Consider the following 16,375-nt stretch of genomic DNA (forward strand, 5'->3'; position numbering starts at 1 on the left):
GCGCTTGCCGTGCCGCGGCCGCCGGGTTCAGCCCATCCCATCCAGCGCCGGATCGAACTGCTGTACCTGATTGCGGCCGCTGCGCTTGGCCCGGTACAGCGCCGCATCGGCCTTGCGCAGCAGGGTGGTGGCGACCACGCCGTCGCGCGAATAGCTGGCCAGCCCGATCGAGACCGTCACCCCCGGCAGCGCCTTGCCGTCCAGCGTGCTGCCCATCTGCTGTGCGGCGCTGCGGATCTGCTCGGCGATCGCCAGCGCCGCCTCCGGGCCGGTTTCCGGCAGGATTACGGTGAATTCCTCGCCGCCGTAGCGGCAGGCGATGTCCTCGCCGCGCAGCCGCGAGGTGAGCATCTGCCCGACCGCGGCCAGCAGGCTGTCGCCGCCGCCGTGGCCATGCAGGTCGTTGAAGTGCTTGAAGTGGTCTACGTCCAGCATCAGCAGCGACAGCGGCATCGAACGGCGTGCGCAGCGCGCCAGCTCGTGGTTCAGCGACTCCTCCAGGTAGCGGCGGTTGAACAGGCCGGTGAGCGGGTCGCGGATCGACTGCAGGCGCAGCGATTCGCGCAGGCGCAGGTTGCTCAGCGCCAACGACAGCTGCTCGGCCGCGGCCTCGGCGATGGCGATGCGCGGCAGCGGTCCAGGGCCGGGACCGGCCAGGAACACGAAGCCCAGTTGCGTGCCCTGCGCCGACAGCGGAATGCAGGCGCTGCTGGCGCCGACCGCCTGCGGATCGTCGAGCAGATGCGCGCACGCCGAATCGTGGCGCAGCGCGTGCACGAAATGCGCCTTGTCGCGGCGCAGCGCCCAGCACTCCTCCGGCGCCACCGCCGGCTCGCTGCGCACTGGTGCCTCGCCCCAGGCGACGATGGCTTCGGCGCGATCCCGCGACGCGCGCAGCAGATACACGCTGCCGCCGGCGTCGGGCATCAGCGCGGCGAGCATGCGCGCGGTCACGGTCAGCGCTTCCTTGGGGTCCATGCAGCTCTGCAGCAGGCCGGTGTAGCGGCTGAGCGCGTTGAGATCGGCGCTGGTGCGCTGCAGTTCCTCGATGCTGGCGCCGAGTCGTTCGTTGGCGACCGAGGCGGCCTGCTCGGCGGTGGCGCGATTGCGCAGTTCGCGGAACAGCAACGCATAGACCACGCCCACGCTGCCCAGGCCGAACGGGATGCCGGCCAAGGCCAGGGCCAGCAGCAGGTCGGAACTGCGCTGGTTGGAACGGTCGCGGCTCTGCAGCAACCGTTGCTCCAGTTCGGTCATCTGCTGCACGTGATCGCGGATCGTGCTGGAGTCCTTGAACACGTTCGGCGCCATCGCGCGCTGCAACGCATCCAATCCATCGTGCTGGTAGACGTCGAGCATCTGCTGCATCTGCGCCAGCCGCGCCTGCACCAGCCGCTGCAGGATGCGCAGGTTCGCCAGCTGCACCGGGTTGTCGGCGACCAGCGCATGCAGCTGCGCCAGGTGCCGCGGCACGCGTTCGGCGCTGTCGCGATAGTTGCTCAGGTAGGCCTGGTTGTCGGTCAACTCGAAGCCGCGCACCGCGGTTTCGGCCTGCAGCAAGGTCGACTGCACCTCGTCGATGCTGCGCAGGACCTGGTGGGTATGCGCCACGCGCGCCGCATCGGAGATCGAACGTTGCGCGCCGGTGAACACGCCGAAACCGATCGACACGAAGACCAGGGCGGAGAACAGCAGCGCTAGGCGGGTTCTGATCCGCACCCGGTGGAACGTCGACATCCGCGGATTGTAACCAGCCTGGTCGCGGGCAGGCGTTCGCGGACCGAAAGGGAGCCGTAGGTCACGTCGTGGCGTGATGGTCGCGGTTGAAACCGTTTCTGCTGGGGACTTGCGGAGTGCGTTTGCTGGGTGTGCTGGAGAGGGCTTCGGGTTGGACGGTGCCCGATGCCGCTAGGTCATCGCTCCGCTAGTCGCGACTGAAGTCGCTCCCACGGTGGCTTGCGGCGAGGGGTGCTTGTGGAGGCTTCCCGCCCGATCTGTTCGATTCCGTCAGGTGCGCTCCGCTCGTCGCGGCTGAAGCCGCCCCTACAAGGGACTTGCGGCCATCCAGTTGGGTGCGCTGTATGAGGGACTTCAGCCCCGACTGTCATCGGAGCCGGAAGGCTTGTCGCTTCGCTCGTCGCGGCTGAAGCCGCTCCTACAAGGGAGGTGCTCTTGCGACGAGTCTGCTAGGTGCACTGGGGGAGGAGGTGTTCGGCCACGATGGTGGTCGAAGCCGACGGGTCCACCGGCTCATTCGCCGCGGTGCAGTGAAGTCGGGGTCCCGCAGCGGCAACGCCGACGGTGAGCTGGCGCGCCCTGCAGGGAGAGGCCGTGACGGTGCGCCACGGCTCCCGCCGCATCCGCGAGGTGCGCGATGCGGCGGGCGATCGGCCAGCGGTGCCGGTCAGTGCTTCTCGGGGTTGTCGTTGTGCGCATCCTGGTTGGCATTTTCTCGCGCCTTGTCGGCGAGCTTCTGCGCGGCGCTGGCGGTGGCCTCGCTGGCGTCGGCAGCGGCTTCCTTGGCGGCGGCCGAGGCGTCCTGCACGGCTTCGGAGTTGGCGGCGCGGTGTGCGGCGTCGCGGGCGTCGGCGGCGACTTCGCGGCCGGTCTGCGCGGCCTGGTCGGCAGCTTCCTTGGCCGCTTCGCCGGTCTGCTCGGCGGCGACCTTGGCGTCGCGCTGCGCCTGCTGCGATTCCGGGCCCTGGCAGGCGGCCAGGGCCAGCGCGGACAACAGGGCCATTGCGATGATCGGGGTCTTGTTCATGCGCGTACTCCGTTACTGGGTGATGCGGCGCAGCCTAGGTGGCTGCGCATGCAGCCGGCGTCAATGCCGGCGAGCGGCAACGGCTCGCGTTCAGGAAGCTGGCGCGTTCCGGGCGCCGATGCGGCAGGTCCGACCTCCGCAGGCCAGCGTTGGCGCAAGCGATCGTGCTCTTAAACACAACAGGCGTTGGCTACTGGGGCGTCGGCATGCGCGCCGCGAATCGAGCAGGGTCTGAAAGTGCGCGATCAGCGTGTGCAGACCGGTACCGGGCGGGTCCGCGCCGAGCGCGACCGGCATCGCGCCGGCCATGGGCCGAGGGTGAAGGCCGGCCGGAGTGCGCGCAGCGCGGCTGTTCGCGGCTCGCTGGCGCGATTTACGGGCAAAGAAAAAGCCGCTGGCGAACCAGCGGCTTCTTCAAGACTTGCCTGAAGCGAGAAGTGATTACTTCTTGGCTTCTTCGGCAGCGTCCTTGGCCTGGCCGGCGGTGTCGTCAGCAGCCTTGGCGGTGTCAGCAGCCTTGTCGGCAGCGGCATCGGTCGGGGCAGCAGCGGCGGCCTGCGAAGCGTCGGCAGCGGTGTTGGCGGCGGTGGCGGCGGTGTCGGCAGCAGCCTGGGCGGAATCGGCGGTGGCGGCACCGGCGGCCGAAGCCTGGTCGGCAGCAGCCTGCGCGTCGGTGGCGGCTTCGTTAGCCGAAGCAGCGGCGTCCTGCGCCTGCTCCTGCTTCGAGCATGCGGCCAGGGCCAGGCCCAGGGCCATTGCGATCAGCAGCTTGTTGATGCTCATGTGTGTCTATCCTCGTCGTTTAGTTAGGCAACGCGCTATTGCGCGCCCTCAACATGATGACAAGCCAAAGTCGGCTGTCAAGCGCACGCGCATTCATTTTTGTGTTTTAAGGGTTAATCCCAATTAAATCAATTCGATGGCGACCGCTGTCGCCTCGCCGCCGCCAATGCACAGGGTCGCGATTCCGCGGCGTCCGCCGCGCGTGCGCAACGCGTTTAGCAATGTCACCACCAGCCGTGCGCCGGATGCGCCGATCGGATGGCCGAGCGCGCACGCGCCGCCGTTGACGTTGACCTTGGCGTGATCCAGTCCCAATTCCTTGATCGGCACCATCGGCACCACCGCGAACGCTTCGTTGATCTCGAACAGGTCGACCTGGTCCAGGCTCCAGCCGACCTGATCGAGCAGCTTCCTGATCGCGCCGACCGGGGCGGTGGTGAACCATTCCGGCGCCTGCGAGAAGGTCGCATGGCCGACGATCCGCGCCAGCGGCGCGATGCCGCGGCGGGCGGCGTCGTCGGCGCTGAGCAGCACCGTGGCGGCGGCGCCGTCGGAGATGCTGGAGGAACTGGCGGCGGTGACCGTGCCGTCCTTCTTGAACGCCGGCTTCAGCGTGGGGATCTTGGCGACGTCGGACTTGCCCGGCTGCTCGTCGCTGGCGAACACCGCTTCGCCCTTGCGCGTGGCGACGCGGACCGGAACGATCTCCGCATCGAAGGCGCCATTGCGCTGCGCGGCCTGCGCGCGGGTCACCGATTCGATCGCGTAGGCGTCCTGGTCCTGGCGGCTGAAGCCGAACTTCTCCGCGGTGGCCTCGCCGAACACGCCCATGGCCTGGCCGTCGTCGGGATTGGTCAGGCCGTCCCAGGCCATGTGGTCGACCGCCTGGAAGTTGCCGTAGCGGTTGCCGGTGCGCGAGTTCGGCAGTAGGTGCGGGGCGTTGCTCATCGATTCCATGCCGCCGGCGACGACGATGCTGGCCGAGCCGGCCTTGATCAGGTCGTGGCCGAGCATGATCGCCTTCATGCCCGAGCCGCAGACCTTGTTGATGGTGGTGGCGCCGGTGGCGTCGGGCACGCCGGCCGCGCGCGCGGCCTGGCGCGCCGGCGCCTGGCCGAGGTTGGCCGGCAGCACGCAGCCCATGATCACTTCCGACACGTCGGCGGCGGGGATGCCGGACTGTTCCAGCGCGGCACGGATCGCGGCGGCGCCGAGCTCGGGCGTGGGCACGCCGTTGAACTGGCCCAGGAACGCGCCGATGGCGGTGCGCTTGGCCGCGGCGATGACGATCTCGGTCATGGCAAACCCTTACGAAGATGAGTTCCCGATTATCTGCCTCGGCGCGGCGTCTGCCAATCGCGCGCGGCGCGGCGATCGCCGCAGGCGCGGATTTCCGGTGTAGATTCGAGACGCTTCAGGGCGGTCCATTTGCGGCCGCTAATGGGGCGTTGCCGGCCGCAGTGGCCGGCGTGCATATCTGGAGAGAGATCATGCGGAAGGTGATGGCCCGGTCGCTGCTGGCGACCGCACTGGCGATGGCGTTGACCGCTTGCGGGGGCGGTGGCGGCGGTGGCGGGCTGACCCGCAGCGATCCGCCGCCGACGTCGCCGCCGCCGAGCTCCCCACCGCCGCCGCCGCCGCCGACATCCCCACCCACCTCGCCGCCGACCTCGCCGCCACCGCCGCAGCCGGCGTTCGACGCGCACCTGGCGCTGACCAACACGCTCGCTGCGCGCAACGCCGGTTACGACGGCAGCGGCTACCGCATCGGCGTGGTCGACACCGGCGTGAACCGCGACCACCCGGCGCTGGCCGGGCGCGTGGTGTCCAACCTGATCTACGTCGATCCGGCCAAGAACAACGTCAACGTCGACGATGTCGACGGCCACGGCACCACGGTCGCGCAGCTGGCCGCGGGCAAGGCGGTGGGCGCGTGGCCGGGCGGCATCGCGCCCGGTGCGCAGATCGTGTCGGCGCGCATCATCAACGACACCTCGCCCGACGACGACGGCAGCGGCGAGGGCAACCAGACCAGCGGCGCGCTGGGTTTGGCCAGCATCCACCAGGACCTGATCAATGCCGGGGTCAAGGTGATGAACAATTCATGGGGCGGCATCTACTGGACCGATCCGGGCGCGACCAACGCGATCGCCGCCGAATACCGCCCGTTCGTGCTGAACAACGGCGGGCTGGTGGTGTTCGCGGCCGGCAACGAATCCAAGTCCACGCCGTCGGACATCGCCTCGCTGCCCAGCCAGCTCGGCCCCGGCGGCAGCCATCCGGCGGCGGACCTGGAGCGCGGTTGGCTGGTGGTGGCCGCGGTGGATTCGAGTACCGGCAGCACCCTGGAGCCCTATTCCAACGCCTGCGGCGCGGCCATGCGCTACTGCCTGGTGGCCCCGGGCACGGAAGTGTTCGTCGATCCCAAGGCGACTACCGCCAGCGCCAATCCGGGCTACTACTACGGCAGCGGCACCTCGTTCGCCGCGCCGCTGGTTTCCGGTGCGGCCGCGCTGGTCTGGCAGGCGTTTCCCTACTTCAGCAACGATCTGCTGCGGCAGACGCTGCTCGGCACCGCCACCGACCTGGGTACGCCCGGCGTGGACGCCACCTTCGGCTACGGCCTGCTCAATGTCGGCAAGGCGGTGCGCGGGCCGGCCCGGTTCGACTGGGGCGACGTCAGCGTGTCCTTCAGCGGCAGCTCGATCTGGGCCAACGACATCGCCGGCAGCGGCGGCCTGATCAAGCAGGGCAGCGGCACCCTGACCCTGAGCGGCACCCAGAACAGCTACAGCGGCGCGACCCAGGTACAGGCCGGCACGCTCAGCGCGGCCAGCCTGGGCGGCTCCAGCCTCGCCATCAGCAACGGCGCCACGTTCATCGGCACCGGGCCGCTGCGCGGCAACGTCAGCAATTCCGGCACCTTCCAGGTCGGTGCCGCGGCGCTCAGCCTGAGCGGCAATTACGTGCAGGAGAGCAACGGCCGGCTGGCCTTGCTGGTCGGCGACAAGCTCTCGGTGACCGGCACCGCGACGCTGCAGGGCGGCTCGCTGTACGTGCTCGGCAAGCGTGACTACGTGGTCAACAACACCGCGTACAAGGTGCTGGAGACCACGGGTGGGCTGAGCGGCACGTTCGGGTCGGTCACCACGCCGCCGAACGTGTTCCTGACCTCCTCGCTCAGCTACGACAGTTCCAGCGCGTCGATCACCGTGCAAGCGCTCAGCGTCACCGCCACCGCGGCGAGCTTCGGCAGCATCACTGCCGCCGCGCTCGCCTCCGCCACGCGCGTGGATGCGGCGTTCGCGCAGCTGGACGCACAGCTCGGCCGCGATCCGGCGACGGTCGATGCGTCGCTGCTGAAGGCGGCCGGCGCGGTGCAGCAGTCGCCGAGCGCGGCGGTGGCGGCGGCGACGCTGCGCAGCCTGTCCGGCGAAGCGCATGCGGCCGCCACGGCGATGACCTTCGACACCATCGACCTGCAGCGGCGCGCGCTGTCCGGTCGCTTCGACAGCCTGATCGCGCAGCCGCGGGCGATCGGTGCGTGGAGCCAGCGGCTGGGCGACACCGGGCAGGGCAGCTTCGCCGGCAGCCAGTTCCAGCTCGACGGTTGGATGATGGGCCAGGACCTGCGCTTGGGCGAGCATGCGGTGGCCGGTTTCGCCTTCGGCGAGACCCGCGCCGACGGGGGCGACGACGGCGGTCTGGGCCACAGCCGCGATCGGCAGGTGCAAGGCCAGGCCTATCTCGGCGCGGTCGGCGGCAATGCCTATGCGCTGGCGCAGTTGGGGACCGGGCAGTACCGGCGCCAGCTCGACCGCAGCCTGCTGCTCGGCGAGACCGTTGCCGCGGCGTCCAGCCGCTACGACGGGCGCTTCCTGTCCGGCAGCGTCGAGATCGGCTATCGCATCGGACGCGGCAAGGCGTGGCTGACCCCGTACGCCGGCGCCGACTACAGCCGCATCGACAGCGACGGCTTCCGCGAGCAGGGCGGCGACGGCTTCGGGTTGATGGCCGCGGCCGCGTCCTCTTCGCGCAGCCAGGCGCTGGCCGGCCTGCGCGCCGGTTACGGCTGGCGCGGCTGGTCGCTGCAGGGCTACGGCGAATGGCAGCAGACCCTGGCCGCGCAAGGATTGCAGCGCCAGGCCAGTTTCGTCGGCGTGGACGCATGGGCGCCGCTGCTCGACCTGCAGCCGGCCCGCTCGGGCGGGCTGTTCGGGGTGAGCCTGGACCGGCGCTGGAACAGCAGCGCGTTGGGCATCGGCTACGACCAGCGCTTCGGCCCGCGCGGCGACGATCATGCGCTGTCGCTGCGTTACCGGTTGGGGTTCTGATGCGGCCGTCGTGCGGATGCGGTGTTGGTCGCGTGGACTCGGTTTGTAAGAGGGGCTTCGGCCCCGGCAGCTTGCGAAGCCGGAAAGCTCACCGCTTCGCTCGTCGCGACTGAAGTCGCTCCTACAGTAGCCTTCGGATAGCTCGTCGGCCTTTGTGGGAGGGACTTCAGTCCCGACGCGCTGGGCGTCGGGGAGGTGCTGCTCAACGCGCGTCGCCGCGGATCGCCCGTGCGTGGCGGCGCCTACTCGCCGCGCAGATGTCCCATCGAGCGCGGGGCGGTGCGGCCCAGCGGCAGCTTGAGCTTGCCGATCGCGTGCATGCGCGCTTCGGCGATGCGGTCGGCGGCCTGTTGCGGCGGGATGTTGTCGCGCTCGGACAGGTCGAAGATCTTGCCGAGGTTGTGGTACAGGCTGCGGATCAGGCGCATCGCGCGTTCGCGGTTGTAGCCGTCGATCTCCAGCGACACGTTCATGACGCCGCCGGCGTTGACCGCGTAGTCCGGCGCGTAGAGGATGCCGCGCCGATGCAGTTCCTCGCCGATCGCGGCGTTGGCCAACTGGTTGTTGGCGGTGCCGCAGATGATCTTCGCCTTCAGCCGCGGCAGCGTCGCTTCGTCGATCGCGCTTTCCAGCGCGCACGGCGCCAGCACGTCGGCGGCCACGTCGTAGATCTCGTCCGGTTTGACCGCCTCGGCGCCGTACTCGGCGACCGCGCGCTCGACCAGCGCCTGGTCCAGGTCGGTGACGTACAGCTTGGCGCCGCGTTCCTTCAGCAGCTTCACCAGTTCCATGCCGATGTGGCCCAGGCCCTGCACGGCGATGCTGGCCTTGCCGATCTCCTCGTGGCCGAGCTTGCGCTGCAGCGAGGCCATCAGCGCCTGCAGTGCGCCATAGGCGGTGAACGGCGCCGGGTCGCCGGACCCGCCGTGTACCTGGTGCACGCCGGTGACGTACTCGGTCTCCAGGTAGATCTGCTCCATGTCGTTGACGTCGGTGCCCACGTCCTCGGCGGTGATGTAGCGCCCACCCAGCGAATCCACGTAGCGGCCGAACGCGCGGAACAGCGCTTCGGACTTGTCGGCCTTCGGGTCGCCGATGATCACCGCCTTGCCGCCGCCAATGTTGAGCCCGGCCAGCGCGTTCTTGTAGGTCATCGTGCGGCTGAGCCGCAGCGCGTCGTGCAGCGCGGCCTCGGTGTTGGGGTAGGGGCGCATGCGCACGCCGCCCAATGCGGGGCCGAGCACGGTGTTGTGGATGGCGATGATCGCCTGCAGGCCCACGTCGCGGTTGTGGCAGAAGACGACCTGTTCGTGGCCGGTGGTGGCTAGCGTTTCGAAAAGCATGGGGGGCTCCGCTGGCGTTGCAGGTGTAGGACACCTTGGTTCCAGGAACGTCCTAGTGAGGTGCGTAAAACGAAAAACGCGACGGGTTCCGGAACGGGTCCTGATCGTCGCGATGGGCGCATTTTAAAGCAATTGCCCGTATGCCGTGCAGCGCTCCAGGGGTCGGCGCCGACCCTTGCCGCACAAGCATCTCGGCGCGATCTGCGACGCTGGCGGCGCCACGAACTTACGGAGGCTGCACCGGCTTAGCCGGTGGCGGCCTGCGCCGGGGGCGCGCCCGGTCCGGCGCCGAGCGTGGCGGCGATGCGCCCGCCGTCGGGCACGCCCAGACCGGTGCAGGCATCCCAGCCGGGGCTTGCGCGGAAGCCGCCGTTGCCGCCGTCGACGATGTCGCGGCAGGTGTCGGCCACCGCGTACAGCCGTGGCGGCAGGAACACGCGGCGGCCGCCGTTCAGGCCATAGACGCGCGCCAGCAGCGCCGCCCACAGCGGCGCGGCGGCGCTGGTGCCGCCCATGACCGCCGGGCGCCCGTCGATGTGCACGTAGTAGCCGGTTTCGGCGTCGGCGTTGGCGGCCACGTCCGGCACGCCGCGCATGCTCAGCGGTTGCGCCGCGGTGCGCGTGCCGTGCAGCGCCAGGCCGCGTTGCCAGCGCGGCCGCGCGAACACCCGGCTCTGGCCGCCGCCGGTGCCGGGCCAGGCCTGCTCGTGCGCCGCCTGCGCGTCGACCTGCAGGCGGGTGCCGCCGCAGGCCAGCACGAACGGGCTGGACGCCGGGAAGCACACATTCAGACCGGGCTGGCCGTCGCTGGCGCCGTCGTCGCCGGAGGCGATGCACACGGTGATGCCCATCAGCGCGGCCGCCTGCAGCGCGCGGTTGTAGGCCTCGCGCGACTGCGCCGTCCACAGCGTCTCGGTGAAGCCCCAGCTGATCGCGATCACGTCCGGCACGTGTTCGCGATCGTGGATGGCGCTGACGATGGCTTCGAGGAAGCCGTTGTCGGTATTGGGCGCGAAGTACACCACCAGCTTGGCGCCCGGCGCGATGGCGCCGGCGATCTGCACGTCCATCTGCACCTCGATGTCGGCCTTGTGCGCCTGCCCGCTGGGCCGGTTGCGCGCGCCGGCCAGCAGCACATCGACGATCTGCGGCATCGGCAGCCCCAGCTCGGCGAAATAGGCGGCCAGCTGGTCGCGCGCATAGCCGCCGCCCAGCGCGATGATGCCGATGCACTGGCCGGCGCCGTCGTGCTCGGGAAAGCCGTACAGTTCGGCCAGCTGCGGCGGCGTGTACTGCGCCACCGGCGCCGCGGCGCCGGGTGGCGCGGCGACGTCCTGCGCTTGCGCGCGCGGCAGCGTGCGCGCCTGCGGCCGATCGTCCAGGCCGAGCACCGCGCTCACCACGCCGTGCAGGGCGGCGGGAACCGACACCGCGCCGGTGCGCCCGCGGTAACGCAGGTCGTCGTTGCGGTAGTCGCGCAGATCCACCTGGAACGCGCGGTCGAACTGCTGCACGCTGCCTTCCAGGATCACCACACCGGCATGCGCCAGGGTCTGCTCCACGCACAGGCCATGCTGCGCGGCGAAGGTCTCGACCGCGCGCAGGTCGCCGGCGTCGGCGGCGAAGCGGGTGGCGAAGGCGTCGCGCGACAGCGGCGCGGGCAGGTCGTCGCCGGCCGTGTCGAGCAAACGGGCCGCTGCCGCGTCCAGCGCCGGCTGGCGCAGCGCCAGCAACACGCGCAGGCGCTGCGCGGCCGGGAACTTGCCGGCGTCGATGCAGCCGGGCAAGGGGCTGCGCTCGCTGCCGCAGAGGATCTGGTAGTCCATCGTGCGTTCCTTGCAGGGGGAGGTCGCGGCGAGTATAGGCAGCGCGGTTCTCTGCAGCTGCGACCGGCCGTGCGAGGTCTGTGGCGCTTCAGGTCGGCGCGCACTGCGGGTTCATGCGCGTGATGCGGTATCCGGCGCGGCGTCGGGCGATCTTGTGGCGCTGGCGCCGAGGCATCGGTCGATGCGGCGTTCAGTGCGCGGCGTGCTCGTCGGCGAACAGTGCCTTGGCCGCTTGCGGGCCGAGCAGGCGCTCGCGCAACTGCGCTTGCCGTTGCGGATCGGCGCGGTGCGCAGAGTCCGCGGCCTCGGCCTGCAGATAGGCGGCGTAGCGGTCGAACCAGGCGAGCACCTGCTGCGTCTGTGCGGCGGGCATGGCGGCCGCAAGGTCGCGTTGCAGCTGCTGGCGCTGCATCGCCAGCGGCTGGGCCTCCTGCATGACCAGGTAGCGGTCCAGGTGGCGCCGCAAGGCCAGGTCCGGCACCACCTGGCCCTGCTTGTCGAAGCGGAGCGCGGCTTCGGCGCGGGCGGCGTCGGGCGCGGTCGGCTTGGCGGGCGCAACGGGCACCGCGGACCTGTCTGCCGCAACCGCACTGGCGGTGTGGCCGATGGCTTCGCCGAGCCCGCGGCGCGACGCCGCGTCGGTGGGCCGTTCGTGCCAGGCGGCGACGCTGGCGATCGCCACCGCGACCACGGTAATGGCGATCACGTAGGTTCCCGGCGGTACCTTCGGCATCGCTACGGCCTCCCGGATGGCAGGCGCTGCAGCAGGCCGCGGACACGCATGCGCGGAACGCATGACGGGCCGCGCGTCCCGGCAGCGGTGCCGCAACGCGGCGGCGCGCTCGCGCCGGTCGCAGAGACCGGCGGCAAGGACGCATGCGACAGCGAATGCCTGGACATGCGTGTTCTCAAGGACCGGCCGGATGCCGTGGTTCGCGCACTATCGCAAAGCGCGACGCACCCGGTCACGTCGCCGCGCAACATCGTGGCGGCGCCGCCGCTGCCGCGCGCCGCCATGCCGCGGCCTAGCGATGCACCCAATAGCCATCGCGGAAGCGGTAGCCGGGGCCGCGATGCTCCCAGCGCGGGCCGACGTAGACGTAGCCCGGACGTGCGACCACGTAGCGGCCGGCGACCCAGATGTGGCGGCGGCCGTTCCAGTGCCAGTAGCCGGGCGCCCAGACGTAGCCCGGCCGCACCACCACGCGTTCGAACCGCGGCGGTGGCGGTGCGGTCCGTACCGACAGTTCCACCACCGAACGCGCCTGCGCGGGCGCGGCCAGCAGGCCGCCGACGAGTGCGCTGCCGAGCAGGGAAGCCAACAACAAAGGACGAACCGACATGGGAGTCTCCAGCGATATCGGCGGGATGCCGACGCCAGCGGAAACGCGGCAAGCGCCGCCGCTGTTGACGCATCGCGCGGTCGCATTCATGTGGCGGATAGCTATCGGCCGATGTGGCGCCTGCACGTCGGTCGGCCGCCGGTGCAATCGTTGCCGCATGTTGCAGCGCAACCTGCCCGCGCCGCGCCGCACGCCTAGAATCACCGCATTCTCTTGCCGATTCTTTCCGATGAGCATTCCCGCATCCCGCGTCCCGCTGCCGCAAGCGGACACCAGCCCATTGCGCTTCGTCACCGCCGCCAGCCTGTTCGACGGCCACGACGCGGCGATCAACATCATGCGCCGGCTGATCCAGGCGCAGGGCGCCGAGGTGATCCATCTTGGCCACAACCGCAGCGTCGAGGATGTGGTGCGCGCGGCGTTGCAGGAAGACGCCGATGCGATCGCGCTGTCGTCCTACCAGGGCGGCCACGTCGAATACTTCAAGTACATGGTGGACATGTTGCGCGAACGCGGCGCCGGCCACGTGCGCGTGTTCGGCGGCGGTGGCGGCACCATCACGCCCGAAGAGATCGCCGAGCTGCAGGCCTACGGCGTGGAGCGCATCTACCACCCCAACGACGGCATGAAGATGGGCCTGGTGGAGATGATCGAGGACGTGGTGCAGCGCGCTTCGCGCGCGCGGGACTCGGGACTCGGAACTCGGGACCCGGAACAGGCCGGTGCGTCGTTGCCGAGCATCGACGACGAGATCGGTATCGGCAAAGTGCTCTCGGCGCTCGAGGATGGCGCGTTCTCCGAGTCCGAGCTGGCCCTGCTGCGCAAGCAATGGCAATCCGGCCTAGCGGGCACTTCCGATTCCCGAGTCCCCAGTCCCGAGTCCCGCGCTAGGCGCCCGGCGCCGGTGCTAGGCCTGACCGGCACCGGCGGCGCCGGCAAGTCCTCGGTCACCGACGAACTGCTCAACCGCTTCCTGGCCGGCTTCCCGCAGATGCGTATCGCGGTGGTGTCGGTGGACCCGAGCCGGCGCCGCACCGGCGGCGCGCTGCTCGGCGACCGCATCCGCATGAACGCCTTGCGCAGCCCGCGCGTGTACATGCGCTCGATGGCCACGCGGCGCCAGCATGCGGCCACCAACCGCGTGCTGAAGGACTGCATCGCGTTCCTGAAGGGCATCGGCTACGACCTGGTGATCGTGGAGACCGCCGGCATCGGCCAGAGCGATTCGGAAATCGTCGACCTGGTCGATTTCCCGGTGTACGTGATGACCAGCGACTACGGCGCGCCGAGCCAGCTCGAGAAGATCGACATGCTCGACTTCGCCGAGCTGGTGGTGCTGAACAAGTACGACCGGCGCGGCGCCGAAGATGCGCTGCGCGACGTGCGCAAGCAGTGGCGGCGCAATCGCGTGGCGTTCCAGCTGGAGGACGAGGCGGTGCCGGTGTATCCGACCATCGCCAGCCAGTTCAACGATCCCGGCATCAGCTGGATGTTCGTCAACCTGTGCCGCTTGCTGCGCGACAAGCTGGGCCTGGACGCGGCGCCAGCGGCGCCAGCGGCGTCCGCGGCGGCGGCGGGCGCCGATGCGCTGCGCTGCGACTTCCGGCCGGAGCTGGATACCTCGCTCAAGGAACCGCGCGCCACCGTGCTGATTCCCGGCGCGCGCGTGCGCTACCTGGCCGAGATCGCCGAGCAGGGCCGCGCGCTCAACGCCGGCATCGAACGCCAGGCCGAGGCCGCCGACCGTGCGCAGTCGTTCTGGCAGTCGCTGCACGAACTGCAGGACCCGCAGCTGCCGAAGCAACTGGAGCTGTACGCGGCGGAGGCGCTGCAGCCGGCTGCCAAATCTGCCGCCAGCGCCGTGATCGCGGCGCACGCGCCGCCGCCGGACAGCGACATTGCGCCTCACGCGGTCGCAGTCGACGCCACCTTGCTGCTGCTGCGCCAGCGCTACAACGATGCGGTGCAGGCGCTGTCCAGCGAGTCGTTGAAACTGCTGCGCGAGTGGCCGCAGCGGCTGAAGTCGATCACCGACCCGGTCACCGAGTACGAAGTGCGCGGCAAGGCCATCCGTGTGGAGAACTACCGGCAGTCGCTGAGCCACCAGCCGATCCCGAAGATCGCCGCACCGCGCTACAAGAGCTGGGGTGAGCTGCTGACCTTCCTCGGCAAGGAGAACCTGCCCGGCAGTTATCCGTACACCGGCGGCGTGTATCCGTACCGCCGTGCCGGCGAGGACCCGATCCGCATGTTCGCCGGCGAAGGCACGCCGGAGCGCACCAACCGCCGCTTCCACTACCTCAGCGTGGGCCAGCCGGCCGCGCGCCTGTCCACTGCCTTCGACAGCGTCACCCTGTATGGCGAGGATCCGGCGCCGCGCCCGGACATCTACGGCAAGGTCGGCAATTCCGGGGTCAACATTCCGACCCTGGACGACATGAAGAAGCTGTACTCCGGCTTCGACCTGTGCGCACCGACCACCAGCGTATCGATGACCATCAACGGCCCGGCGCCGATGATCCTGGCGATGTTCATGAATACCGCCATCGACCAGCAGGTGGAGAAGTACCTCAAGGCCGACCCGCAGCGCTGGGCGCAGGCGCAGCAGACCCTGGACGCATTGTTCGAGGGCAGGGAACGCCCGCGCTACCACGGCGAGCTGCCGCCGACCAACGACGGCCTGGGCCTGGCCTTGCTCGGCGTCAGCGGCGACCAGGTGGTCGATGCGCAGACCTATGCGCAGATCAAGGCGGCCACGCTGTCCAGCGTGCGCGGCACGGTGCAGGCCGACATCCTCAAGGAGGACCAGGCGCAGAACACCTGCATCTTCAGCACCGAGTTCGCGCTGCGCATGATGGGCGACATCCAGCAGTACTTCGTCGAGCACAAGGTGCGCAACTTCTACTCGGTGTCGATCTCCGGCTACCACATCGCCGAGGCCGGGGCGAACCCGATCAGCCAGCTCGCCTTCACCCTGAGCAACGGCTTCACCATCGTCGAGTACTACCTGGCGCGCGGCATGCGCATCGACGACTTCGCGCCGAACCTGAGCTTCTTCTTCAGCAACGGCATGGACCCGGAGTACACCGTAATCGGCCGGGTGGCGCGGCGCATCTGGGCGCGGGCGATGCGCGAGCGCTACGGCGGCAACGAGCGCAGCCAGATGATGAAGTACCACATCCAGACCTCGGGCCGCTCGCTGCACGCGCAGGAGATCCAGTTCAACGACATCCGCACCACGCTGCAGGCGCTGTACGCGCTGTTCGACAACTGCAACAGCCTGCACACCAACGCCTACGACGAGGCGATCACCACGCCCACCGAGGAGAGCGTGCGCCGCGCGGTGGCGATCCAAATGATCATCAACAAGGAGCTGGGGCTGAACTTCTGCGAGAACCCGTGGCAGGGCAGCTTCATCGTCGAGCAGCTCACCGACCTGGTGGAGGAGGCGGTGTACAAGGAGTTCGAGGCGATCAGCGAGCGCGGCGGCGTGCTCGGCGCGATGGATACCATGTACCAGCGTGGCAAGATCCAGGAAGAGAGCCTGTACTACGAGCACAAGAAGCACGACGGCAGCCTGCCGCTGGTCGGGGTCAACACCTTCCTGCCCAAGCAGCACGCCGGCGAGACCGCGACCCAGATCGAGCTGATTCGCTCCACCGAGGAGGAGAAGGGCCAGCAGATCGCCAACGTGCGCGACTGGCAGCAGCGCCGCAACGGCATCGTCCCGCCGACGGCGCAGCAGGCCGACGCGGCGGGCGTGCCGGCGCCGGGCGATGCCGCCGGCCTCGGCTACCTGCAACGCACCGCCCGCGCGCGCAGCAACGTCTTCGCCGCGCTGATGGAGGCGGTGAAGACCCACAGCCTGGGGCAGATCAGCCACGCGCTGTACGAGGTGGGCGGGGAGTACCGGCGCAATATGTAGCGCTGCGTGGATCGGTCGCGGCGGCGGTCGTGGCGCTACGGGCGATCGCGCCTGCAA

Annotated in this window: 10 protein-coding genes; 2 read left to right on the plus strand and 8 right to left on the minus strand. The window is 69.8% G+C overall.

Annotated elements, in window-relative coordinates; all coding sequences use genetic code 11:
• Positions 1 to 27 precede the first annotated feature (27 nt).
• The 4 genes from NUG20_RS07410 to NUG20_RS07425 form a co-directional block, all read right to left on the minus strand.
• Positions 28 to 1,737 carry a diguanylate cyclase gene (locus NUG20_RS07410; RefSeq protein WP_263397726.1) on the minus strand — a complete coding sequence of 570 codons (1,710 nt, stop codon included), beginning with the start codon at positions 1,735 to 1,737 and terminating at the stop codon, positions 28 to 30.
• Between the two features lie 667 nt (positions 1,738 to 2,404).
• Positions 2,405 to 2,764, minus strand: coding sequence for a hypothetical protein (locus NUG20_RS07415; protein ID WP_263397727.1), 360 nt, complete (start codon positions 2,762 to 2,764; stop codon positions 2,405 to 2,407).
• A 441-nt stretch (positions 2,765 to 3,205) separates the two neighbouring features.
• Complete coding sequence (locus NUG20_RS07420; RefSeq protein WP_263397728.1) at positions 3,206 to 3,547, minus strand: hypothetical protein; 342 nt, start codon at positions 3,545 to 3,547, stop codon at positions 3,206 to 3,208.
• Positions 3,548 to 3,670: 123 nt separating this feature from the next.
• A complete protein-coding gene (locus tag NUG20_RS07425) occupies positions 3,671 to 4,846 on the minus strand; it encodes a thiolase family protein (protein WP_263397729.1) in 1,176 nt (391 codons plus the stop codon).
• Positions 4,847 to 5,034: 188 nt separating this feature from the next.
• On the opposite strand from NUG20_RS07425, the gene NUG20_RS07430 reads away from it, so the two are divergent.
• Positions 5,035 to 7,881 carry an autotransporter serine protease gene (locus tag NUG20_RS07430; RefSeq protein ID WP_263398412.1) on the plus strand — a complete coding sequence of 949 codons (2,847 nt, stop codon included), beginning with the start codon at positions 5,035 to 5,037 and terminating at the stop codon, positions 7,879 to 7,881.
• Between the two features lie 242 nt (positions 7,882 to 8,123).
• Here the strand turns inward: NUG20_RS07430 and NUG20_RS07435 are convergent, their stop codons facing one another.
• The 4 genes from NUG20_RS07435 to NUG20_RS07450 all read right to left on the minus strand — a co-directional run bounded on the left by NUG20_RS07435 (position 8,124) and on the right by NUG20_RS07450 (position 12,393).
• Positions 8,124 to 9,224 carry a Glu/Leu/Phe/Val dehydrogenase dimerization domain-containing protein gene (locus NUG20_RS07435; protein WP_263397730.1) on the minus strand — a complete coding sequence of 367 codons (1,101 nt, stop codon included), beginning with the start codon at positions 9,222 to 9,224 and terminating at the stop codon, positions 8,124 to 8,126.
• A gap of 245 nt (positions 9,225 to 9,469) precedes the next feature.
• Positions 9,470 to 11,050 (minus strand): S53 family peptidase, encoded by a 1,581-nt coding sequence (locus NUG20_RS07440; RefSeq protein WP_263397731.1) that lies wholly within the window; start codon positions 11,048 to 11,050, stop codon positions 9,470 to 9,472.
• Positions 11,051 to 11,240: 190 nt separating this feature from the next.
• Positions 11,241 to 11,783 (minus strand): hypothetical protein, encoded by a 543-nt coding sequence (locus NUG20_RS07445; RefSeq protein WP_263397732.1) that lies wholly within the window; start codon positions 11,781 to 11,783, stop codon positions 11,241 to 11,243.
• Between the two features lie 292 nt (positions 11,784 to 12,075).
• Positions 12,076 to 12,393 carry a YXWGXW repeat-containing protein gene (locus NUG20_RS07450; protein ID WP_263397733.1) on the minus strand — a complete coding sequence of 106 codons (318 nt, stop codon included), beginning with the start codon at positions 12,391 to 12,393 and terminating at the stop codon, positions 12,076 to 12,078.
• 229 nt (positions 12,394 to 12,622) lie between these two features.
• Here NUG20_RS07450 and NUG20_RS07455 point away from each other — a divergent pair, with 229 nt between their 5' ends.
• Positions 12,623 to 16,318 carry a methylmalonyl-CoA mutase family protein gene (locus NUG20_RS07455; protein WP_263397734.1) on the plus strand — a complete coding sequence of 1,232 codons (3,696 nt, stop codon included), beginning with the start codon at positions 12,623 to 12,625 and terminating at the stop codon, positions 16,316 to 16,318.
• The last annotated feature ends 57 nt before the right edge of the window (positions 16,319 to 16,375 follow it).

The organism is Xanthomonas sp. CFBP 8443, from assembly GCF_025666195.1.
In the GTDB taxonomy this organism is placed as follows: domain Bacteria; phylum Pseudomonadota; class Gammaproteobacteria; order Xanthomonadales; family Xanthomonadaceae; genus Xanthomonas_A.

Excerpts from the sequence above, each read along its gene's own strand:
- NUG20_RS07435 (WP_263397730.1), bottom strand. The coding sequence starts at position 9,224 with ATGCTTTTCGAAACGCTAGCCACCACCGGCCACGAACAGGTCGTCTTC.
- NUG20_RS07440 (WP_263397731.1), bottom strand. The coding sequence starts at position 11,050 with ATGGACTACCAGATCCTCTGCGGCAGCGAGCGCAGCCCCTTGCCCGGC.
- NUG20_RS07425 (WP_263397729.1), bottom strand. The coding sequence starts at position 4,846 with ATGACCGAGATCGTCATCGCCGCGGCCAAGCGCACCGCCATCGGCGCG.
- NUG20_RS07455 (WP_263397734.1), top strand. The coding sequence starts at position 12,623 with ATGAGCATTCCCGCATCCCGCGTCCCGCTGCCGCAAGCGGACACCAGC.
- NUG20_RS07420 (WP_263397728.1), bottom strand. The coding sequence starts at position 3,547 with ATGAGCATCAACAAGCTGCTGATCGCAATGGCCCTGGGCCTGGCCCTG.
- NUG20_RS07450 (WP_263397733.1), bottom strand. The coding sequence starts at position 12,393 with ATGTCGGTTCGTCCTTTGTTGTTGGCTTCCCTGCTCGGCAGCGCACTC.
- NUG20_RS07445 (WP_263397732.1), bottom strand. The coding sequence starts at position 11,783 with ATGCCGAAGGTACCGCCGGGAACCTACGTGATCGCCATTACCGTGGTC.
- NUG20_RS07410 (WP_263397726.1), bottom strand. The coding sequence starts at position 1,737 with ATGTCGACGTTCCACCGGGTGCGGATCAGAACCCGCCTAGCGCTGCTG.
- NUG20_RS07415 (WP_263397727.1), bottom strand. The coding sequence starts at position 2,764 with ATGAACAAGACCCCGATCATCGCAATGGCCCTGTTGTCCGCGCTGGCC.